Source organism: Citrobacter sp. wls757 (genome assembly GCF_005280935.1).
GTDB classification, from domain to species: Bacteria; Pseudomonadota; Gammaproteobacteria; order Enterobacterales; family Enterobacteriaceae; genus Citrobacter; species Citrobacter portucalensis.
This window is the reverse complement of record NZ_SZWU01000034.1, coordinates 210948-231953: the sequence shown is the minus strand read 5'-3', so window position 1 is coordinate 231953 and position 21006 is coordinate 210948. Positions and strand designations below refer to the sequence as shown.

At 52.0% G+C, this 21006-nt stretch carries 20 protein-coding genes; 8 read left to right on the top strand and 12 right to left on the bottom strand.

Going from position 1 to position 21006, the window contains the following annotated elements; all coding sequences use genetic code 11:
* The 5 genes from FDW94_RS09535 to FDW94_RS09515 form a co-directional block, all read right to left on the bottom strand.
* A partial coding sequence (locus tag FDW94_RS09535) for a 3-hydroxybenzoate 6-monooxygenase (protein ID WP_249358373.1) occupies positions 1–833 on the bottom strand: 833 nt, incomplete at its 3' end.
* Between the two features lie 14 nt (positions 834–847).
* Positions 848–1492: a maleylacetoacetate isomerase gene (maiA, locus tag FDW94_RS09530; protein ID WP_003834489.1), complete on the bottom strand. Its 645-nt coding sequence runs from the start codon at positions 1490–1492 to the stop codon at positions 848–850.
* An 8-nt stretch (positions 1493–1500) separates the two neighbouring features.
* Complete coding sequence (locus tag FDW94_RS09525; protein WP_137377487.1) at positions 1501–2202, bottom strand: fumarylacetoacetate hydrolase family protein; 702 nt, start codon at positions 2200–2202, stop codon at positions 1501–1503.
* A 15-nt stretch (positions 2203–2217) separates the two neighbouring features.
* Entirely contained in the window at positions 2218–3255 is a 1038-nt protein-coding gene (gene gtdA, locus FDW94_RS09520; RefSeq protein ID WP_048234914.1) for a gentisate 1,2-dioxygenase, read from the bottom strand.
* Positions 3256–3266: 11 nt separating this feature from the next.
* The gene (locus FDW94_RS09515) at positions 3267–4625 is read right to left on the bottom strand and encodes an aromatic acid/H+ symport family MFS transporter (protein ID WP_128611991.1); all 1359 of its coding nucleotides are present in this window, start codon (positions 4623–4625) and stop codon (positions 3267–3269) included.
* 126 nt (positions 4626–4751) lie between these two features.
* On the opposite strand from FDW94_RS09515, the gene FDW94_RS09510 reads away from it, so the two are divergent.
* From FDW94_RS09510 to FDW94_RS09485, 6 genes are all read left to right on the top strand, one after another.
* Complete coding sequence (locus tag FDW94_RS09510) at positions 4752–5660, top strand: LysR substrate-binding domain-containing protein (RefSeq protein WP_071444684.1); 909 nt, start codon at positions 4752–4754, stop codon at positions 5658–5660.
* A 131-nt stretch (positions 5661–5791) separates the two neighbouring features.
* On the top strand, positions 5792–6196 hold the full coding sequence (locus FDW94_RS09505; protein WP_003834497.1) for a CidA/LrgA family protein: 405 nt from the start codon (positions 5792–5794) through the stop codon (positions 6194–6196).
* Positions 6193–6888, top strand: coding sequence for a CidB/LrgB family autolysis modulator (locus tag FDW94_RS09500; RefSeq protein ID WP_003027380.1), 696 nt, complete (start codon positions 6193–6195; stop codon positions 6886–6888). Before FDW94_RS09505 ends, FDW94_RS09500 begins: the two co-directional genes overlap by 4 nt.
* A gap of 148 nt (positions 6889–7036) precedes the next feature.
* Positions 7037–7921, top strand: coding sequence for a cytidine deaminase (gene cdd / locus FDW94_RS09495; RefSeq protein WP_048234909.1), 885 nt, complete (start codon positions 7037–7039; stop codon positions 7919–7921).
* A gap of 163 nt (positions 7922–8084) precedes the next feature.
* Positions 8085–8804, top strand: coding sequence for an outer membrane permeability protein SanA (gene sanA, locus FDW94_RS09490; RefSeq protein ID WP_003027383.1), 720 nt, complete (start codon positions 8085–8087; stop codon positions 8802–8804).
* 2 nt (positions 8805–8806) lie between these two features.
* Complete coding sequence (locus FDW94_RS09485) at positions 8807–9046, top strand: DUF2542 family protein (RefSeq protein WP_003834502.1); 240 nt, start codon at positions 8807–8809, stop codon at positions 9044–9046.
* A 50-nt stretch (positions 9047–9096) separates the two neighbouring features.
* On the opposite strand, the gene mglC is transcribed toward FDW94_RS09485, so the two are convergent.
* The 6 genes from mglC to folE form a co-directional block, all read right to left on the bottom strand.
* On the bottom strand, positions 9097–10107 hold the full coding sequence (gene mglC / locus FDW94_RS09480; protein ID WP_003027393.1) for a galactose/methyl galactoside ABC transporter permease MglC: 1011 nt from the start codon (positions 10105–10107) through the stop codon (positions 9097–9099).
* A 15-nt stretch (positions 10108–10122) separates the two neighbouring features.
* A complete protein-coding gene (mglA, locus tag FDW94_RS09475; RefSeq protein WP_003027396.1) occupies positions 10123–11643 on the bottom strand; it encodes a galactose/methyl galactoside ABC transporter ATP-binding protein MglA in 1521 nt (506 codons plus the stop codon).
* Positions 11644–11714: 71 nt separating this feature from the next.
* Complete coding sequence (gene mglB, locus FDW94_RS09470; protein ID WP_003027399.1) at positions 11715–12713, bottom strand: galactose/glucose ABC transporter substrate-binding protein MglB; 999 nt, start codon at positions 12711–12713, stop codon at positions 11715–11717.
* A 293-nt stretch (positions 12714–13006) separates the two neighbouring features.
* The gene (gene galS / locus FDW94_RS09465; RefSeq protein ID WP_032943995.1) at positions 13007–14032 is read right to left on the bottom strand and encodes an HTH-type transcriptional regulator GalS; all 1026 of its coding nucleotides are present in this window, start codon (positions 14030–14032) and stop codon (positions 13007–13009) included.
* Between the two features lie 144 nt (positions 14033–14176).
* Positions 14177–15334 carry a DUF418 domain-containing protein YeiB gene (yeiB, locus tag FDW94_RS09460; RefSeq protein WP_137377486.1) on the bottom strand — a complete coding sequence of 386 codons (1158 nt, stop codon included), beginning with the start codon at positions 15332–15334 and terminating at the stop codon, positions 14177–14179.
* A 14-nt stretch (positions 15335–15348) separates the two neighbouring features.
* Complete coding sequence (folE, locus tag FDW94_RS09455) at positions 15349–16017, bottom strand: GTP cyclohydrolase I FolE (protein ID WP_003027410.1); 669 nt, start codon at positions 16015–16017, stop codon at positions 15349–15351.
* 322 nt (positions 16018–16339) lie between these two features.
* Between folE and fghA the strand changes: the two genes are divergently transcribed.
* Both fghA and FDW94_RS09445 read left to right on the top strand, forming a co-directional pair.
* Positions 16340–17176 (top strand): S-formylglutathione hydrolase, encoded by an 837-nt coding sequence (gene fghA / locus FDW94_RS09450; protein WP_008785267.1) that lies wholly within the window; start codon positions 16340–16342, stop codon positions 17174–17176.
* A gap of 279 nt (positions 17177–17455) precedes the next feature.
* Positions 17456–19441, top strand: a complete 1986-nt coding sequence (locus FDW94_RS09445; RefSeq protein ID WP_103014201.1) for a ligand-gated channel protein — start codon at positions 17456–17458, stop codon at positions 19439–19441.
* Positions 19442–19512: 71 nt separating this feature from the next.
* On the opposite strand, the gene lysP is transcribed toward FDW94_RS09445, so the two are convergent.
* Entirely contained in the window at positions 19513–20982 is a 1470-nt protein-coding gene (gene lysP / locus FDW94_RS09440) for a lysine-specific permease (RefSeq protein WP_003834517.1), read from the bottom strand.
* Positions 20983–21006: the final 24 nt, after the last annotated feature.

Sequence of the window (21006 nt, the reverse complement as noted above, 5' to 3'; positions counted from 1 at the left end):
TCGCGGTCGGCGGTGGACCAGCGCCGCCATGACGTCGGTTTATCAAGCATCTGGCGCGGGCGCGGATGGATACCCTCAAAATAGGAGAGCACTTCCTCTTTGCTGCCATCTTTCACGCCCCACTCTTCCTGCTGACGACTGTGGAAGGTCACCACCAGGTTATATTGCTTACCGCCGCGCAGCGGATAGTGCACCAAGTGACAGTGTGGTCCGGCCCACAGCACCGGTGCGTTAATGCGTAAATCTTCCGGCATATCATCGCAATCAATCACGGCGCGATAGACCACGTGTCCGGTAACCCGTGGCGCATCGCCAATCAGAGACTGACGAACGACCGATTTTACACCGTCACAGCCCACCAAAATATCCGCCGTCCAGCTGTTGCCGTGCTCATCAAATACCGTGACGTCATTCTCTGTCTGGCGAATATCAACCACGTTAGTTGAAGTGCGATACTCAACGTTAGGATGCACCAGCGCCGCTTCCCAAACGCTGGCGTGAATATCAACCCGATGGATAACCGCATAAGGACCGCCAAAGTGATCGCGGAACGCCTGGCCGGTTTCAATGCGGACCACCTCTTTTGCGTTTACCGCATCCATCATCGTAATGTGGTCGGTGAAAACGGCGCGCTGACGGGCGACTTCCCCCACGCCAAGGCTGTCCAGAGCAGAGAATGCATTCGGCCCGAGCTGAATACCCGCGCCAATTTCACCAATCTCGTGCGCTTTCTCCAGCAACATCACTTTAATGCCCTGACGAGCCAGCGATAGCGCGGTCGCCGCGCCGCCAATCCCGCCACCCACGATAATTGCGCGTGTCACTTTAGCCATTGTCGTTCTCCTTATCAGGCTGGAATTTTATCTTGTTGATTCTCGGGCGCGGCGGCGATAAACGCCGGAAGCTGAGTACAGGCATCATATACCGCCTTACAGCGCGGATATCCGCTCAGATCGCACCCCATACGTAACGCATTCGCCCACTGTGGGATCAGACAGCAATCCGCCAGCGTCGGCGCATCACCCACGCAGAACTTCCCCGAATGACTCTGGCGCAGCATCTGTTCCACCGCGCTTAACCCTTGCTGGATCCAGTGTGCATACCAGCGTTTTTTATCTTCTTCACTGACCTTTAACTCTTCGCTCAGGTAGCGCAGTACCCGCATGTTATTCACCGGGTGGATATCACAGGCGATAGCATAGACAATTTCCAGCACCTTACTGCGCACCGGGAAGTCGGCAGGCAGCAGTGGCGTTTGCGGAAAGTGGCCATCCAGCCAGTCAATTATTGCCAGCGACTGCCCAAGTGATTCTCCGTCATCGGTCACCAGAGTCGGCACCAGTCCCACCGGGTTCATCCGTCGGTAGGCCAGTTCGTTCTGCTGACCGATGCGAATGTTGACGCCCACCGTCTGGTAATCCAGCCCCTTCAGCGCCAGCGCAATGCGCACCCGATATGACGCCGAGCTATTAAAGAAACTGTACAGCTTCATCATCCACCTCAGACAATCTTCACGGCGATGGGGGTTAAACCGTCTACGTTTCCGGTGATCACATCCTCTTTAACTACCGCCCCCACGCCTTCTGGGGTACCGGTGTAGATCAGATCGCCCGGCTGCAGTTCAAAGAAACCAGACAGATAGCTGATGGTTTCATTCACAGACCAGATGAGGTGGCGAATATCGCTACGCTGATGATCGTCGCCGTTGACCTGCAACCAGATTGGCGCATTGTTAACATCCACACTTTCGCTGGCTTTATGCAGCGGCGCGATGGGTGCGGAGAGATCAAACGCTTTGCCAATTTCCCACGGACGCCCCATCTGGCGCATCTCCATCTGCCGATCACGGCGGGTCATATCCAGACCGGTGGCATAGCCCCAGATATATTCGTGCGCTTTTTCCAGCGGAATATCGCTGCCCTTTTTGCCAATCGCCACCACCAGCTCTATCTCATAGTGATAGTTATCGGTTTGCGATGGGTACGGCAGTTCGAGGATCTGACCAGCCGCCACCGGGACTACCGCATCGGCAGGTTTACAGAAAAAGAACGGCGGTTCGCGATCCGGATCAAAGCCCATTTCACGGGCATGGGCGGCATAGTTACGGCCCACGCAGTAAACACGGCGCACAGGAAATTGTTCATCACAGCCAACAACCGGAACGGTAACAGGCGCTTGTGGTTCAAATACGTATTGCGTCATTTTCTCTCTCCCAAATTAATAGCGTGCTTCGCGGAACAACCCCAGTGCTTCCTGAACCGGTCTGTCCGAAAAACTGAATAAGACGGTATCTTCGTGGGTCTGGAACGACACGCCGTGCCAGGTCGGCACCACAAAGATATCTTTTGGCGAAAAGTTGAAGGTCTCGTTACCAATGGTGACCTGCCCACTTCCTTCCACCACGTGGTAGATAGTGCTGTCGGTGGTACGCGCCATTCGTGAGGAAAAGCCCTGCGGCAACAGTTGCAGGAAGGTTCCCATCGAAGGCATGGGATAACCGCCGGTTACCGGGTTGACGTAACGCATCTTGTAACCGTCCCACTCATCGGCGTCGCCCATGCGCGTCAGGTCATGCAGTGCTTCACGGCTGCGATCGTAGCGATAGTTAAAAATCGGCGATGAGTTACCTTTCTGATGACGCAGCGGCAGCATATTGGCCGCGTAGCGCGGCAAGTAATCCCCCTCCTTGCGCGTGACCGGCTGCTGATCTTCCGGGTAGTCTTCCGCAAAGCCACAGCCCAGCAGGTTCACCAACGGCAGGTCCAGACCGTCCAGCCACACCACCGGTTCACTGCCCGGGTTGCCGTGATCGTGCCAGCGCCACTGCGGCGTCAGAATAAAATCGCCTTCATGCATCTGGGTGCGCTCACCGTCCACAGCGGTAAATGCCCCTTTCCCTTCGACAATAAAGCGCAGCGCAGACTGATTATGACGATGACTCGGCGCAACCTCGCCCGGCATAATTAACTGCAATCCCGCGTACAGCGTTGGGGTGATTGAAGACTGTCCACGCAGCATTGGGTTTTCCAGCACCAGCACGCGGCGAATCGCCTCTTTCGCGCCAATCAGATCGCCACTTTCCAGCAGCAGCGGGCGGATCTCCTGATAGTTCCAGTACGCAGGCGCGCAATGTGCGTTCGGTGTTGGCGGCACCAGGCGGTGCAGCGACTCCCACAGCGGGGTCAGATTCTGCCCGGAAATATGCTGGTAAAACTGCTGACGGCTGTTCTTAACGTCCTGATTCAGTTCAGACATAGGGATTCTCCTTATTCATTCACAACACCTGCGCGTGGCAGAGTATTTGAGGCAGAGGCCGACTGGCGGATAACAACCGTCAGCAGCGTAAGCATTACCGCGCTGATGGCCGCCGGGACGGCAATAATGAAAAACAGGTTATCGAATGAGAAATTCATCGCCATCATCACCCCGCCGGAAAGCGAGCCGACAATCGCGCCGCAGCGCCCCACTGCATTAGACCAGCTGACGCCCGTCGCCCGGCTTTGTGTCGGATAAAGCGTGGCGGTTAACGCATTAAGACCAACCTGAGAACCGCTGATGCCGATGCCGGTGCCAAAAATAGCCAGTGCCATCAGCCACAGACCGTTTTCGCTCAGGCCAATCATGACGATACACACTGCGCCCAGCGCATAACTCACGGCCAGCACGCGGAAAGGATTGTATTTGTCCATCAGCACGCCCAGCGCCAGTGCCCCCAGCGTTCCTCCAATCTGGAAGGCGGCAGTTACCCAGGAGGCATGCTGCAGATCAATTCCACGATGGTTAAGCAGCGTTGGCATCCAGCTGGAGAGCAGATAAATAATCAGCAGGCTCATAAAGAACACTACCCATAGCATCAGGGTAATAGGCAGCTGTCGCCCAACGAACAGCTGGCGAATGCTGCCTTTAGCAATTGCGGCACCCTCGTTGAGATAAAAATGGGTATTGTCATAACGTTCCCGGGTGATGGCACTGACGGTTCTGGCAATCACGTTTTGCGGCAGTTGACGACGAACCTGCCAGCGCGGGGATTCCGGTAGCGCAAACAGCAGAGCAACAAACAGCATTAGCGGTAGAACGCCTCCCAGCACCAGAATGCCGTGCCAACCAATCACCGGCACCAGCTGTGCGCTGACGATACCGCCCATTGCCGATCCCAGAGTAAAGCCACAGAACATCATGGTGACCAGTGCGCCACGCCGACGCGCGGGCAGGTATTCCGAAGTCATAGTAATGGTATTCGGCATTGCCCCGCCCAGCCCTAAGCCGGTAAGAAAGCGCAAAATAACCAGCGTTTGCAGATCGGGTGAAAAAGCCGAAATTAGACTGAGCGCACCGAACAGCGCCACGCAGAGTTCTATCACTCGTTTGCGGCCAAAACGGTCGGACAGCGGGCCACAGAGCAGCGCGCCAGCGGTCAGCCCCAGCAGACCTGCACCAAACAGCGGTGCCAGATCGCCAGCAGTCAGCTGCCAGTGAGTGCGAATATCGGGTGCGATAAAACCAATCGCCGCGGTATCAAATCCGTCAAGCATGACAACCAGAAAACAGCAGATGATAACGCGCCACTGGGTCTTACCGACGGGGGCGGAATCGATCAGTGCTTGTAGATCACGTTGTTGAGTCATAGTGAATGCCTCAGTGCAGGTAGAGTAGATGTCTGTTTTGTTTTAGGTATGTTGCGACTTTGTATGTTTGGAGATGAAATGTACAATGGCTTTTCATGCAGAGGCATAACCTGGAGGTTATAGCAAATGGCAAACTGGGCGCAGAAACTGAAGTTGCAACACCTGCAAACGCTTATCGCGCTGGGCGAACAGGGAAATCTGACGCACGTCGCCCGGATGATGAATATCACCCAGCCCGCGTTGTCGAAATGGTTATCACAGCTCGAAGATGAGATTGGCATCACGCTCTTTGAACGTCACAGTAAAGGCTTGCGCCCTTCCGAAGGCGGCAAGTTGCTACTGCAACATGCCCAACGCCTGATCAATGATATGGAGCGTTCGCAGTATGAAATCGCCCGTTTTAAGCAAGGCGGCCTTGTAGGGAGTCTGAAGATTGGCTGCTCGCCGGTAGCGACCGACTGTGTTTCACAGGCAATACTGGGTTTGCTCACAGAACTGCCAACCCTGCATCTAAATATTGAAGAGAAAGTGATGACCCCGCTACTGCACGATCTGCTCGCGGGTTCGGTGGATGTCGTCGTCGGTCGGGTCGGCGGTCGGGCGCTTCAGTTGCCGCTCAATTATCAAGTGCTGTATACCGAGCCGGTCTGTTTCGTCGCCCGCCCCGATCATCCCTTGGCAAAATATCCCCTGCTCACCTGGCACGATCTGGCTAACTGGCGCTGGATTGTCTGGCCGACAGGAACCCCTATCCGGATAAGCATTGATAACGCGCTGGTTGATAACGGCGTAATGTTGCCGGAAAACATCATTGAATCGGCATCAATCAACGTCAGTACCAACCTGCTGCAAAGTAGCGACATGATCTCTATTCTTTCTCTACGGCTGGCACAACGGTATGCCGCCCAGGGACAACTGGTTATCCTGAATCTGCCGAAGATTGAACAAAAAGGCAGCGTCGGCGTATTCTGGCGCAACAACGAAACGCCTACTACCGCCCTGAATCGTTTTCTGTACTACCTGGCACAAGTTTAGCGCGGAGAGTTAGGGCCATCGCCCGATGTTCCAGATATCTATTTCCTCTATGCTTAGAATTCATGATGTGATCGGTAGCACGTTTTTAAGTTTAATTGTATGATGAATCAGTCTCGTCAAGGGTTTCAACTATGAGCAAAGCACTGAACGTTATCTGGCAATATTTGCGCGCATTCGTCCTGATTTATGCCTGCCTCTATGCAGGTATTTTTCTTGCATCGCTACTCCCCATCACCATTCCGGGCAGCATTATCGGCATGCTGATTCTGTTTGTTTTACTGGCTTTGCAGGTGTTACCGGCAAAATGGGTTAACCCCGGCTGCTACGTGCTGATTCGCTATATGGCCCTGTTGTTTGTCCCGATTGGCGTGGGGATCATGCAGTACTTTGACCTGCTGCGCGCGCAATTTGGTCCGGTGGTGGTGTCTTGTACCATCAGTACGCTGGTCGTTTTCCTGGTGGTGAGCTGGAGCTCGCACATTGTGCACGGTGAGCGCAAAATCGTTGGGCAAAAAGAGGCTAAAGCAAAAAAATGATGTCGTATATCTGGTGGTCGTTACCTCTTACGCTGGCGGTATTTTTTGGCGCACGTAAGCTGGCAGCTCGCTTTAAAATGCCTTTGCTGAATCCGCTGCTTGTTGCCATGGTGGTGATCATTCCCATTCTGCTGCTGACAGGTATTCCCTACGATCACTATTTCAAAGGCAGCGAAGTGCTGAACGATTTGCTGCAACCTGCCGTGGTCGCGCTGGCCTATCCGTTATACGAACAGTTGCACCAGATTCGCGCCCGCTGGAAATCAATCATTGCTATCTGTTTTGCCGGGAGCGTTGTGGCGATGGTAACAGGTACAACAATCGCCTTGTTGATGGGCGCATCGCCGCAAATTGCCGCGTCTATCATGCCAAAATCGGTCACCACGCCTATCGCTATGGCCGTGGGAGGCAGTATTGGCGGCATTCCGGCGATCAGCGCCGTATGCGTCATTTTTGTCGGCATTCTCGGGGCGGTATTTGGACATACGTTACTCAATGCCATGCGTATTCGCACTAAGGCCGCTCGTGGGCTGGCAATGGGCACCGCGTCGCACGCCCTGGGCACCGCACGCTGTGCGGAACTGGACTATCAGGAAGGTGCGTTTAGCTCACTGGCGCTGGTCATCTGCGGCATTATTACCTCGCTGGTAGCCCCGTTCCTGTTCCCGATTATTCTGGCAGTGGTGGGTTAATCTTCATTTTTTAGCTATTTATTTGCGATGCGTTGCACATTTTTCATTTAAGTTTCATAAGTTGCACACACAATGAGATTTGGATCACATATAAAGCCATAACAGGCCCGTAAACTACGATTCCATTACATTGTTATGAGGCATCGCCATGCATCCACGTTTTCAAACTGCTTTTGCCCAACTCGCGGATAACTTGCAATCAGCCCTGGCCCCTGTTCTGGCGGATGCACATTTCCCCGCCATGCTAACTGCTGAGCAGGTCTCTTTGCTGAAACGCGAATCGGGACTGGACGAAGACGCGCTGGCATTCGCTCTGCTGCCGCTGGCTGCGGCCTGCGCACGTACTCCGCTGTCCAACTTCAACGTTGGGGCAATTTCTCGCGGCATCAGCGGCAACTGGTACTTCGGTGGGAACATGGAGTTCCTGGGCGCGACCATGCAGCAAACTGTTCATGCCGAGCAAAGCGCTATCAGCCACGCCTGGCTGCGCGGTGAAAAAGGGCTCGCCGCCATCACCGTCAACTACACGCCGTGCGGCCACTGTCGCCAGTTTATGAACGAACTGAACAGCGGACTGGATTTACGGATTCATCTGCCGGGACGTGCACCACACGTGCTGCGTGATTACCTGCCAGATGCCTTCGGCCCGAAAGATCTGGAGATTAAAACGCTGCTGATGGACGAGCAGGATCACGGCTTCGCGCTGCAAGGCGATGCGTTGACCCAAGCGGCAATCACTGCTGCCAACAGATGTCATATGCCGTACAGCAAATCCCCAAGCGGCGTGGCGCTGGAGTGTAAAGATGGCCGTATTTTTAGCGGCAGCTATGCTGAAAATGCCGCCTTTAACCCGACCCTGCCACCGCTGCAGGGCGCGTTAAACCTGTTGAATCTGAACGGTTATGATTATCCAGATATCCAACGCGCCGTGCTGGCTGAAAAAGCCGACGCGCCGTTGATTCAGTGGGATGCGACCTCCGCCACGCTGAAAGCACTGGGCTGCAATAATATTGAGCGCGTTCTCTTGGGTTAATCGACTCAATAACGCCAGTTCGTAGGCCGGATAAGGTGTTTACACCGCCATCCGGCACTATGCAGAATGCCTAAAATCCCCTCAATCAGACTGCTGTTTCTTGCGCTACGTCTTCCGGTACAGTAGCCTGATTGAAATTCCATCCAAATAACGAGTTTTCTGCATGTTAAAGCGCGTGTTTTACAGCCTGTTAGTCCTGTTAGGCTTGCTGCTTTTGACTGTGCTTGGACTCGATCGCTGGATGAGCTGGAAGACTGCTCCCTACATTTACGACGAACTGCAGGATTTACCCTACCGCCAGGTCGGTGTGGTTCTGGGCACGGCGAAGTATTACCGCACCGGCGTCATCAATCAGTATTACCGCTACCGCATTCAGGGCGCATTGAACGCCTATAACAGCGGGAAGGTAAACTATCTGCTGTTAAGCGGCGACAATGCCCAGCAAAGCTACAACGAACCCATGACGATGCGTAAGGATCTGATTGCCGCAGGCGTTGATCCCGCTGACATCGTGCTTGATTACGCCGGGTTCCGCACGCTCGACTCCATCGTGCGTACGCGTAAAGTATTCGATACCAACGATTTCATCATTATTACTCAACGATTCCACTGTGAGCGCGCCTTGTTTATTGCGCTGCATATGGGTATTCAGGCTCAGTGCTATGCGGTGCCTTCGCCAAAAGATATGCTCACCGTGCGGGTACGTGAATTTGGTGCGCGTTTTGGCGCACTCGCCGATCTCTACATTTTCAAACGTGAGCCTCGTTTTTTAGGACCGCTGGTGCCCATCCCTACCATGCATCAGGTACCGGACGATGCGCAGGGGTATCCGGCGGTCACGCCTGAACAATTACTCGAATTACAAAAGAAACAAGGAAAATAAGCATGGAAGGAAAAACGATCTTTATCGTTATTGGCGTACTGATGATTGTTCTCTGGACGTGCAGAGAAGGCCTGAAGGGACTGCGTTCCGGTATCGTCGAGAAAACAGTGAAAGGTTCGCAGACGCCAATGATCATTTCTCGCGCTAAAGAACCCAGCACTTACTGGAGCTATATCATCGTCTATTTCGGTATGGCCATTGGTGCACTGTTCACTGGTATCTGGTTACTCTTTATCAAATAAAAAAACCGATGCAGAATGCCTCTGCACCGGTTTTATTTTCTCTTCCCAGATTACTTCTTACGCGCGTACTTCAGTGAGTCCAGCGCGACCGCGAAGATGATAATGCCGCCTTTGATAATATACTGCCAGTAAGGGTTCACGCCGATGTAGGTCAAACCGTAGTTGATGACGGTGAAGATAATCACACCGGTCACTACGCCAAACACGGTACCTACCCCGCCGCTGAACGACACGCCACCAACCACGCACGCCGCAATCGCATCCAGCTCATACATAAAGCCGAGGTTGTTGGTCGCAGAGCCGATACGCCCTGCTTCCAGCAAACCACCGAAGGCATAGAACACGCCAGACAACGCATAAATAATCAGCAGGTTCAGCGCAACGTTTACACCGGACACTTTCGCAGCTTCCGGGTTTCCGCCGATGGCGAAAATGTTTTTACCGAAGCGGGTCTTGTTCCACAGCACCCACACAAAGGCCACCGCAATCAGCGCATAGAATGTGATGTAGGAGAGTCGGAAACTGCCCAGTGCAATAAAGCCCTGCGCAAAGGTTGAGAATCCACTGTCAAAGCCAGAAATTGGCGATGCGCCGACGAAGTCGTAGTACAGGGAGTTGATCCCGTAAACGATAATCATCGTACCCAGTGTGGTAATAAACGGCGTTACGTTCAGATAAGCAATGATAATACCGTTCACCAGACCTATAATGGCGCCAATCACGCAGACAATCAGCACCACTACAATGATCGGCATCGTCGCCATTTCCGGGAACACCTTGTTGGCATTCTCCATCGACTGCAACAGAGTTGCCGCCACCACTGCCGCCAGGCCAACCTGACGCCCTGCCGACAGGTCGGTCCCTTGGGTAACAATCAGTCCAGCCACACCCAATGCGATAATAATACGCACCGAGGATTGCGTGAGAATATTACTCAGGTTCAGTAAGCTTAAGAAAGTGGGATCCTGGAAAATAATAATCGCCAGCAAAACCAAAAGAACAACGTAAATTCCGCCTTCTTTCAGGTAAGTAAGAAAACTTTTCTTATTTAACGCACTCATGAGGAGCCCCTAATCTTAAAGGTGCAAAGACGCAAGACGGAGGATTTCGTTTTGCGTTGTTGTTTTAGTGTCAACAATTCCAGCAACGAGACCATTGCTCATCACCAGAATACGATCGGTAATACCCAGCAGCTCCGGCATTTCAGAGGAAATAATAATAATCCCCTTATCCTTTTTCGCGAGTTCGGCAATCAACTGATAAATTTCAAATTTCGCACCAACATCGATTCCGCGCGTCGGTTCATCCAGCATCAGAATTTCTGGCTGGGTTAATAACCAACGACCAATAACCACCTTTTGCTGATTACCGCCAGAAAGTGAACCGATTTGCGTACGATGACCCGGCGTTTTTACCCTCATAGAGTCAATTACCCACTGGGTATCACTCTTCATGCGGGAATTATCCAGCAGACCGACTTTGTTTTTGTAATTTTGGATATTAGAAATTAACGAGTTAAAACCAATGTCCAGATACGCATAAATACCGGTTGAGCGGCGCTCTTCCGTGACCAGCGCAAAACCATGGTTGATGGCTTCATTTGCACTGTGGTTATTAATTTTTTTGCCGTGTAGCGTAATCGTACCTGATGATTTCTCACGAATACCAAAAAGCGTTTCAACGATATCCGTGCGTTTTGCGCCTACCAGACCTGCAATCCCAAGAATCTCCCCTTTGTGCAAATCAAACGAGATATCACGAATCGACGGCTGGCGCAGCGAGGTCAGGTTACGCACTTGCAGAATGACTTCACCAGGTTTGTTTTCTTTATCCGGAAAACGTTGGTTCAGTGAACGTCCGACCATCATGGCGATGATCTTATCCATATCCAGCCCTTCCAGCGGCTGGGTCGCAATCCACTGGCCGTCACGTAGTACGGTAATTTCATCGCACAGCTGGAAGATTTCTTCCATTTTGTGAGAGATATAAACAATACCGCATCCACGCTCTTTCAGCTTACGGATGATGGTGAACAGATGGTTAACTTCTTTTTCAGTTAACGATGAAGTTGGCTCATCCATGATGACGATTTTGGCGTCATAGGAGAATGCTTTCGCAATTTCAATCATCTGCATTTGTGAAACGGATAATGTGCCGACACGCGCACGCGGATCGATATCAATATCCAGTTCATCAAATATCGCTTTGGTATCGCGGTACATTTTTTCCTGATCGACAAACATGCCTTTGGTGGGATAGCGTCCCAGCCACATGTTGTCCATTACAGAACGTTGTAATACCAGGTTTAATTCCTGGTGTACCATCGAAATACCATTTTCAAGAGCTTCTTTCGCAGAATGAAAATCGATTTCTTTACCCTGAAATAAAATACTGCCGGAATCTTTTTGATAGATGCCGAAAAGACATTTCAATAATGTTGATTTCCCCGCGCCATTCTCTCCCATGAGGGCGTGAATAGAATGCGGGCGAACTTTTAAATTGACATTATCAAGCGCCTTAACGCCGGGGAAGGACTTGTTGATGCCGGTCATTTCCAACAAGTATTCGCCTGACGACTGAGTATGTGTGCTGACCATAATTATACCTTGTTGGCCTTGCAGAGTGCGTTATTAAGGGCGCAATGAAATTGCGCCCACATACGGAGTATTTATTTGTTGGTGAACTCTGCCAGATTATCTTTATCGACACCTACGTACGGAACGCGAACAATCTTGTTCTCAATTTTCCAGTTAGTGCCATCTGCCGCACCTTTGCCGTCAGCCAGGTTTTTCGCCAGATCGAAGGTGGCTTTCGCCTGGTTGTTGGCATCGTTCAGCACGGTACCGGCCATGGCGCCAGATTTCACCAGAGCCAGCGCTTCAGGCAGCGCATCCACACCAAATACTGGTACGCTGGTTTTGTTGTGCGCTTTCAGCGCTTCAACTGCACCCATTGCCATCGCATCGTTGTTAGCGATAACCACTTCAATTTTGTTCGCGTTTGGACCAGACATCCACGCATCCATCTTATCTTTCGCCTGAGCGGTATCCCACATTGCAGTATCTAACTGCAGCTGCTCAGTTTTAATGCCTTTGTCGTTCAGCTCTTTAATCACGTAAGTGGTACGTGCTTCAGCATCCGGGTGTCCCGGTTCGCCTTTCAGCAGAACAAACTGAATTTTACCGTCTTTGTTCAGGTCCCAGTTCGGGTTAGCTGCCCAGTGTTTGGCAATCAAATCACCCTGAATAATGCCGGACTCTTTAGAGTCGGTACCGACGTAATACGCTTTGTCATAGCTGTCCAGCGCTTTACGAGAAGGTTCTTTGTTGAAGAATACGATCGGTACGTTCTGTCCGCGTGCTTTTTCAATGACCGTGCCAGCAGCTGCCGGGTCAACCAGGTTAATCGCCAGTGCTTTAACGCCTTTTGCCAGCAGCACGTCGATCTGATCGTTTTGTTTGGACTGGTCGTTCTGCGAGTCGTTCATCAGCAGTTGTACATCTGGTGCCGCTTTGGCATCTTTTTCAATAGCCTTACGTACTACAGACATAAAGTTATCGTCATACTTATAGATAGTCACACCAATGCGGGTATCAGCAGCGTGCGCAGCCGCGCCGAATAACATGCTTGCCATTACAGCAGACAGGGTCAACACCTTCTTATTCATGGTATCTCCGGTTTTATTATGCAGGGTAGTACTTGAGATAAATGCTCGGCAGGCAGAACGTTACTGAAGTGTTACTGAACGCCGAAGCTCACTTTTAAAAAATATTTCTTCCGTGTCTGGCAACGCTCCAAAAACAGGCTTTAATTTTTGTTTAAGGCACCTATACCTCGATGAAAGTGATTATTCACCGTTACATAGTAGTTACAGCGCAACAAACAGTGTCATCATAGCTATCGCATTGTTAATATACTGTGAATTTACTCACATATTGAAAGCGGTTACATCGCGCAACGTTATGAGTTAGTGATCGGTGCCGCATTCTGCCGCAGCGCTACTGAATGACGACGCACCAGCGTTGGCATAAAACAATGCGACGCCTGCGGATCCAACGTGCCAGCCGCACCCTGTAGCGCAAGCTCCGTCGCCATTTTTGCCATTGAGGCAATGGGATAGCGCACAGTGGTAAGCTGCGGATCGGTGTAACGCGCGATGGGAATATCATCGAAGCCAATGATAGAAAGGTGTAATGGAATAGCGATGCCGTTATCTTTTAGCGCGGTCAGTGCGCCGGCTGCCATATTGTCGTTATAAGCGAAGACCGCCGTCAGTTGTAAGTTACGCCCCAGCAATTCCACCATCGCGGACTCTCCGCCCTGCATATCGGGCGAACCAGTGCCGACCCAGCTTTCTGCCGCAACAATCCCCTGCTCTTTCAGGGCAGTTAACCACCCTTCTTTGCGCATGGCATCATCTTCAATACGGTGGCTTGATGCCAGATAACCGATGCGTTGATGACCATTATTTAGCAGCATTCGGGTAGCCATTTTGGCACCGCTGATGTTATCCAGGCAGACGCAACGGTGTGCGTAGCCAGGAACAAGGCGGTTGATCAGAACCATGCCGGGAATTTGATCCATAAACTCGGCCAGCTCCCGATCGCTCAGTGCTTTAGAGTGTACAATCAGCGCGTTACAACGTTGGCGAATCAACACCTCAATGGCATGACGTTCTTTTTCCGCCTCATGGTAGCTGTTGCCAATCAGGACATACTTCTGATGCTGCTGGGCAACCATATCCACGGCTTTTACCAGCGCGCCAAAAAACGCATCTGATACATCCATGACGACAACACCAATCGTGTCGCTAACCTGCGTCGCCAGCGCTTGTGCGTTGGCATTAGGTCGATAGCCAAGCTGAGTGACTGCCTTCATTACCGCTTCACGCGTATCGGGACTCACCAGCGCACTGTTGTTCAGTACGCGGGAAACGGTCGCTACAGAAACGCCAGACTGCCGTGCCACATCACGAATGGTTACCATATTCACTGCCCTGTTTTAGATTGCGGCTGCCCGCAGACACCCCAGGCTGGGTATTTTGTCAGCACAATGAAACGGACTGCGTGAGTGATGTCACAGGAATGAAAGCGCTTACATCCATTTTGTTAATGAATGTGATCCAGATCGTTATCTGGATGTTCGCGGTAATGATGTCCCCGCAGCACGCAGGGTTAATTGACGCCACAGCCATTCCACCGGGCCCTGGCGGTAAAAACGCAGCCATATGACAGAGAAAAGTAAGTTAATCGCCCAGACCGGGATGACGAAAAACAGCAGCTCCAGCCGGTCAAATTTCATAAATAAACCGGCCTGATAAAACAACGTGGTGCAGATTAAGGTTTGTAACAGATAGTTGGTTAATGCCATGCGCCCCACACAGGCGATAGCAATGACCCATTTGAAGCGACTAAGCTGCGGCAAGAAACCAAACATCAGCGCGGCATAACCAATGGTTTGCAAAGGCGCACCCAACTCTCGCGGGGCTTGTAACAGGAAGGCACACCAGCGGTAGGACCAGTCCAGTTGCCACTGGGCGACGATAGCAGGCAGGTTAATCGCCATGCCGATAATAACCAGCAAAACGCCAGTGCGTCGATAATGCTGCAAACTGTACTGCCCTTTTAGCCAGCCGCTACGCATTAATGCCGCGCCGAGCAGCATCATTCCCGCCAGTTGCCAGCCATATTGCGCACCCAGCGCCAGCAAGCTATTGGACATCATATCCACGCGATTGCTGATTGCTTCCATTCCGCCGTTCACTTTCCAGTATTTTTCATACAGCAACGCTGAAGCATCCGGTGTCCAGGCGCGGCTGGTTTCGCTCCCGGAGATCACTCCCAGCAGCAGCAGTACGCCAACGCCCACCAGATACAGCAGCACACCGGTGTTAAATAAGCTTTTTACCGACGGCGCATCCCGGATCAGCCGCCAACAAATCAGGCCGATCAAGCCATATGCCAGCAGGATATCGCCATCCCAGAAGAGTAAACCGTGAATAAAACCCAACAGCACCAGCAACGTAAGCCGCGACTGGATCCAGCGTTTACCACGCGGGAGCAGCATTTGCAGACCGGCACCGAACAGTAGCGCAAACAGCGTGAGGAATTTTACCTGCGCGAAGAGATCGAGCAGCGCCCAGGTCCAGGCGTCGGATAAGGTGATGTTGCCATACCAGGCGGGATTGAGGTATGCCGCCTTTGGCAAGCCAAAGGCGCTAATATTGAGAAGCAGGATACCAAGAATGGCGACGCCACGAATAAAATCCAGCGTGACATTACGCTCCATGGTTCCTGCCCTAATCAGTTGTGATGACGTACTGCGCGCAGAAATTCCTGACGCGTGTTCTGGCTGGACTTAAACAATCCGCCAAGAGAAGTGGTGGTGGTCGCACTGGTCGCATCGCGAATGCCGCGCGCTTTCACACAGTAATGCACCGCATCAATCGATACCGCCACATTATTCGTCCCGAGCAGCGTTTGCAGCGCGGTGAGAATTTGCTGGGTCAGACGTTCCTGTACCTGCGGACGCTGTGCAAAGAACTGCACAATGCGGTTAATCTTCGACAGACCAATGACCGAATCTTTCGGAATATACGCCACCGTCGCTTTGCCATCGATAGTGACAAAGTGGTGTTCGCAGGTGCTGGTCAGCGTGATATCACGAACCGTGACCATCTCGTCCACCTTCATTTTGTTTTCAATGACGGTGATTTTCGGGAAGTTGGCGTAATCGAGGCCGGAGAAAATCTCATCGACATACATTTTCGCAATGCGATGCGGAGTTTCCATCAGACTGTCATCGCTCAAATCGAGATTGAGCAATTGCATAATCTCGGTCATATGGCCAGAGATAAGACGTTTGCGTGTTTCGTTATCCATCTCTTGCACGGGCGGGCGCAGCGGGGTTTCGAGACCACGCGCAACCAGCGCTTCATGAACCAGTGCCGCTTCTTTACTGAGTGATGACATTTCTTCTTCTCCTGCAGGTGGGGCGCCTCTGCCCTGCATGGGGCAAAGTTTTTAGGCTGTGTCACAGCCAGAACATTGTGCGTGAGGCGGCGCACATAATCCAGTATTCACCGTGATAATTATTGAAATTGGCACAGCCTTTCAGCATTGCTGATTTCACTTGTCGTTCAGCCCGGTGACGTCGAGTGTTAATGTAAAGTTATATAGATGATGAAGTATGTTTGCTCAATGCGGAAGTGAAAGTTACTCACAGTGCTATGAATAATCTGTATTATGATGAGTTCGCAAACACATTCAGGTTCAACACAACAAGGAGCCACGCATGGAAATGCTTGAAGAGCACCGCTGTTTTGAAGGCTGGCAGCAACGCTGGCGTCACGACTCCGCCACGTTAAATTGCGCCATGACCTTCAGTATTTTTCTTCCACCACCCCGTGATAACGCCGCGCCTCCGGTGCTGTACTGGCTGTCGGGCCTGACCTGTAATGATGAAAACTTCACTACCAAAGCAGGCGCGCAGCGCATTGCAGCTGAGCTGGGTATTGTTCTCGTGATGCCGGACACCAGCCCGCGCGGCGAGCAGGTTGCCAACGATGATGGCTACGATTTAGGTCAAGGGGCCGGATTTTACCTCAATGCCACCCAGCAGCCGTGGGCAACGCATTTTCGTATGTATGACTATCTGCGTGATGAGCTTCCGGCACTGATTCAGTCGCAGTTTAACGTCAGCGATCGCTGCGCCATCAGCGGACACTCCATGGGCGGCCACGGCGCATTGATTATGGCGCTGAAAAATCCCGGGAGATACACCAGCGTTTCCGCCTTTGCGCCGATCGTAAACCCTTGTCGCGTTCCGTGGGGTGAGAAGGCTTTTAGCGCTTATCTGGGCGAAGATAAAACACAGTGGGCAGAGTGGGATAGCTGCGCGTTAATGCTGGCCAGCAAACCCGCAGACGCGATCCCGACGTTAATCGATCAGGGAGACAGCGATCAGTTTCTTGCCGATCAGTTGCAGCCCGCGGTACTGGCCGAAACTGCCCGTCAGACCGCATGGCCAATGACGCTACGCATCCAGCCTGGTTACGACCACAGCTATTACTTCATTGCGTCGTTTATTGAGGATCACCTGCGCTTCCACGCCCAGTATTTGCTGAAGTAATTCCTGAGTTGAGGGCGGAAGCCCTCTTCATTTCTCCATCATTCCTTCACTTTTTCTCCTTTTTTCTTCCCCCACTATCTTATTGATTAAAAAAGCATTTCACTCCAAACCATATCAAACACAAATGATTTCTATTATCATTTGTGTTTACAAATATTCATACTTTTGTACAATCCCCCCGCTTCTTTACTGAAAAGAGTCCTTAAAAGACAAATACATACAATTGTCATGGCCTTTCACATGACGCGCAGTTTGATTCATTTAAATGGAATGATACAAATGACTATACCTCACGTTAAGGCTGTAGCTGCCGCAGTATGCGTCGCCTGCCTCCCATCACTCGGCCATGCCGCTGAACAAGACACCGTGGTCGTTACCGCTACCGGTTTCGAGCAGAAAATTCAGGATGCCCCGGCTTCAATATCTGTTATTACCAAGCAGCAGATTGAGGACAAAGCCTATCGAGATGTCACCGATGCGCTAAAAGATGTCCCTGGCGTCGTTGTCACTGGCGGGGGGAGCAGTAGCGATATCAGTATTCGCGGTATGGCTTCGCAATACACACTCTTCCTGGTCAACGGTAAACGCATCAGCACCCGCGGTACACGTCCTAACAGCGACAACTCAGGTATTGAGCAAGGTTGGCTGCCGCCGCTGGAATCCATCGAGCGTATCGAGGTAATCCGCGGCCCGATGTCGTCCCTCTATGGCTCTGATGCGATGGGCGGCGTCATTAACGTCATCACCAAAAAAGTATCGAATACTAAAGCCTGGACCGGCTCTTTGCACGGCGATGCCACTTTCCAGGAAGACAGAGACTCCGGCGATATTTACCAGACCAACGCCTATGCGTCTGGACCACTGATTGACGGATTACTTGGCGCGAAGGTGACCGGATTATTCTCCCACCGCGCGGAAGATGAAATCGTAAATGGCTACAATGAACAGCGTATGCGTAGCGGGGGATTAACCCTGAACTTTACGCCAGATGATAAAAACGACATCGATTTCGATTACGCACGTGAATTGCAGGATCGCGACAGTACGCCAGGCAAATCCATGGCAGAGGAAAACTGCCGTAACGGAAGCTGTAAGCCCAACAGTAAAAGCGAAAACAAGTATGTGCACACCACGTACTCAATAACCCACAGCGGTTATTACGACGACTTCAACTCCACCAGTTATGTCCAGCAGGAAGAGACCGATAACCCCGGTCGCCAGATGAAGTCTTACAACACGATTTTCAATAACCAGAACCAGGTCTTCCTTGGGGCACACACCCTGACGCTAGGCGGGCAATACCGTTATGAAAAACTACGCGATAACGGCAACCAGCTGCAAGCGGCTGATGGACTGAACAAACTGACCCGCTGGAGCTGGGCGCTGTTTGCTGAAGATGAATGGGCCGTTACCGATACCTTCACGCTGACCGGCGGTCTGCGTATGGATAAGGATGAAAACTACGGTGACAACTGGACGCCGCGCGGCTATGGCGTATGGCATCTGAGCGATCAGTGGACCTTAAAAGGTGGCGTTTCCGCGGGCTATCGTGCACCGGATCTGCGCCAGTCTTCTGCCAGTTGGGGACAGGTTACCGGCGGTGGCCGTCTGAACGGAATCATTGTCGGCAACCCGGATCTGAAGCCAGAGAAAAGCCTCAGCGAAGAGATCGGTTTACTGTGGGATAACGGCAACGACCTCAACGCAGGCGTTACGCTGTTCAATACCGACTTTAAAAACAAAATCACCGAAGTTCGCCGTTGTAACAGCAGTTCCGATCCGGCCTGCACCATCGGCAATACTACTTATGACTTCGTCAGCGATCGCGTTAACGTCGATAAAGCCAATATGCGCGGCGTAGAATCCACCTTCGGCTGGAAAATAACCTCCGACGTCAACTGGACCGCGAACTACACCTACACGGAATCTGAGCAGAAAAGCGGTCAGTTCTCTGGCCAGCCGTTGAACAAAATGCCGAAGCATATGTTTAACACGACGCTGGACTGGCAGGCTACGCAGGATCTCGGTTTCTGGAGCCGTCTGAATCTGCGCGGGAAAACGTCTGAATACCTGAGCCGTACCTCAATGGCACAGGGCACTCCGTCCTATACTCAGGTCGACGTTGGTTTACGTTACTATGCTACCAAGGATCTGTTGATGACCGCTGGCGTGTATAACGTGCTGGATAAACAAATCGATTACGATACCTACGACACCGTCCTTGATGGACGTCGTTACACGGTTGGCATGACTTACAGCTTCTAAGTTAGGCGCAATAAAAAACCCCGGCACTCATCATGCCGGGGTTTTGTTTTTTCTGCCGTATCTGGTTAAGATTACTTCTTCACGCGACCCGGGAATTTCATTTCGCTGTAGCGAACAAAACGGGTTCCTTTGGTCAGCTTATAGCCAAACCAGATAATAAGGAACAGCGGGATACCGATATAGGTAGCCATCACGCCGCCCCAGTCAATGCTGTCTTTCAGGAACGCTTCGTAGTTCTGGCCGAGAGTGATAATCAGACATAGCACAAAGGCGAAGATCGGACCCAACGGGAAGAAGCCAGAACGGTACGGCAAATCCTTCACATCGTGACCCTGCAGCACATAACCACGACGGAAGCGATAGTGGCTAATGGCGATCCCCAGCCAGGCGATAAAGCCCGTCATCCCGGAAGTATTCAGCAGCCACAGATACACGGTCTGGTTACCAAACATTGAAGTCAGGAAGCACAGCCCCGCCACCACGGTGGTCGCATACAGCGCGTTACGCGGTACGCCGCCACGAGACAGTTTACCGAAAATACGCGGTGCTTTACCGTCACATGCCAGGGTATAAAGCATACGCGTGGAGGCGTACATCCCGGAGTTACCTGCCGACAGCACCGCCGTCAGGATAACTGCGTTCATCACCGCTGCCGCAGACAGCAGACCCGCATGCTGGAATACCAGCGTGAACGGGCTAACGCTGATGTCTTTTACATCGTTACGCAGCAGGCTTGGATCGGTGTACGGAATGATCAGGCTGATAATCAAAATCGCGAACACATAGAACAGCAGGATTCGCCAGAATACCTGACGTACCGCACGTGGAATGTTCTTTTCAGGATCTTCAGATTCGCCAGCCGCGATACCGATAAGCTCTGTCCCCTGGAAGGAGAAGCCGACGATCATCGCCACGCCAATCATCGCGGCAAAGCCACCGGCAAACGGTGCATCACCGGTCGTCCAGTTACTCCAGCCCACCGGCTGAGCGCCTTTGAAGATACCGAAAATCATCATCACGCCAACCACGATGAAGATAATGACGGTGGTAACTTTGATCAGTGAGAACCAGTATTCCGCTTCACCAAATCCGCGAACGGAAATGTAGTTCAGCAGGAAGATAACGCCGAGGAACAGTGCGCTCCAGATCCAGCCTGGCGTGTCCGGGAACCACCAGCTCATCACCAGCTGTGCGGCCACCAGGTCAACGGCAATCGTTACCGCCCAGTTGTACCAGTAGTTCCAGCCCAGCGCGAAGCCAAAGCCCTCTTCTACGTAGTTCTGACCGTATGTGGAAAACGAGCCGGAAACCGGCATATAGGCAGCCAGTTCACCGAGGCTGGTCATCAGGAAGTACACCATCAGACCGATCAATATATAAGAGAACAACGCGCCGCCTGGACCCGCTGCAGAAATAGTTGCACCAGATGCAACGAAAAGACCTGTACCGATGGAGCCTCCAATGGCAATCATCGTCAGGTGACGCGCCTTCAGTTCACGACGTAGCGTGGGCGCTTCTGTGGTTTTAGTTTCGGAAACCATGTGAAAATGCTATCCATCCAAAAA

Coding starts and splice junctions, on each gene's coding strand:
- maiA (WP_003834489.1), bottom strand. CDS start 1,492: ATGAAGCTGTACAGTTTCTTTAATAGCTCGGCGTCATATCGGGTGCGC.
- FDW94_RS09525 (WP_137377487.1), bottom strand. CDS start 2,202: ATGACGCAATACGTATTTGAACCACAAGCGCCTGTTACCGTTCCGGTT.
- gtdA (WP_048234914.1), bottom strand. CDS start 3,255: ATGTCTGAACTGAATCAGGACGTTAAGAACAGCCGTCAGCAGTTTTAC.
- FDW94_RS09515 (WP_128611991.1), bottom strand. CDS start 4,625: ATGACTCAACAACGTGATCTACAAGCACTGATCGATTCCGCCCCCGTC.
- FDW94_RS09510 (WP_071444684.1), top strand. CDS start 4,752: ATGGCAAACTGGGCGCAGAAACTGAAGTTGCAACACCTGCAAACGCTT.
- FDW94_RS09505 (WP_003834497.1), top strand. CDS start 5,792: ATGAGCAAAGCACTGAACGTTATCTGGCAATATTTGCGCGCATTCGTC.
- FDW94_RS09500 (WP_003027380.1), top strand. CDS start 6,193: ATGATGTCGTATATCTGGTGGTCGTTACCTCTTACGCTGGCGGTATTT.
- cdd (WP_048234909.1), top strand. CDS start 7,037: ATGCATCCACGTTTTCAAACTGCTTTTGCCCAACTCGCGGATAACTTG.
- sanA (WP_003027383.1), top strand. CDS start 8,085: ATGTTAAAGCGCGTGTTTTACAGCCTGTTAGTCCTGTTAGGCTTGCTG.
- FDW94_RS09485 (WP_003834502.1), top strand. CDS start 8,807: ATGGAAGGAAAAACGATCTTTATCGTTATTGGCGTACTGATGATTGTT.
- mglC (WP_003027393.1), bottom strand. CDS start 10,107: ATGAGTGCGTTAAATAAGAAAAGTTTTCTTACTTACCTGAAAGAAGGC.
- mglA (WP_003027396.1), bottom strand. CDS start 11,643: ATGGTCAGCACACATACTCAGTCGTCAGGCGAATACTTGTTGGAAATG.
- mglB (WP_003027399.1), bottom strand. CDS start 12,713: ATGAATAAGAAGGTGTTGACCCTGTCTGCTGTAATGGCAAGCATGTTA.
- galS (WP_032943995.1), bottom strand. CDS start 14,032: ATGGTAACCATTCGTGATGTGGCACGGCAGTCTGGCGTTTCTGTAGCG.
- yeiB (WP_137377486.1), bottom strand. CDS start 15,334: ATGGAGCGTAATGTCACGCTGGATTTTATTCGTGGCGTCGCCATTCTT.
- folE (WP_003027410.1), bottom strand. CDS start 16,017: ATGTCATCACTCAGTAAAGAAGCGGCACTGGTTCATGAAGCGCTGGTT.
- fghA (WP_008785267.1), top strand. CDS start 16,340: ATGGAAATGCTTGAAGAGCACCGCTGTTTTGAAGGCTGGCAGCAACGC.
- FDW94_RS09445 (WP_103014201.1), top strand. CDS start 17,456: ATGACTATACCTCACGTTAAGGCTGTAGCTGCCGCAGTATGCGTCGCC.
- lysP (WP_003834517.1), bottom strand. CDS start 20,982: ATGGTTTCCGAAACTAAAACCACAGAAGCGCCCACGCTACGTCGTGAA.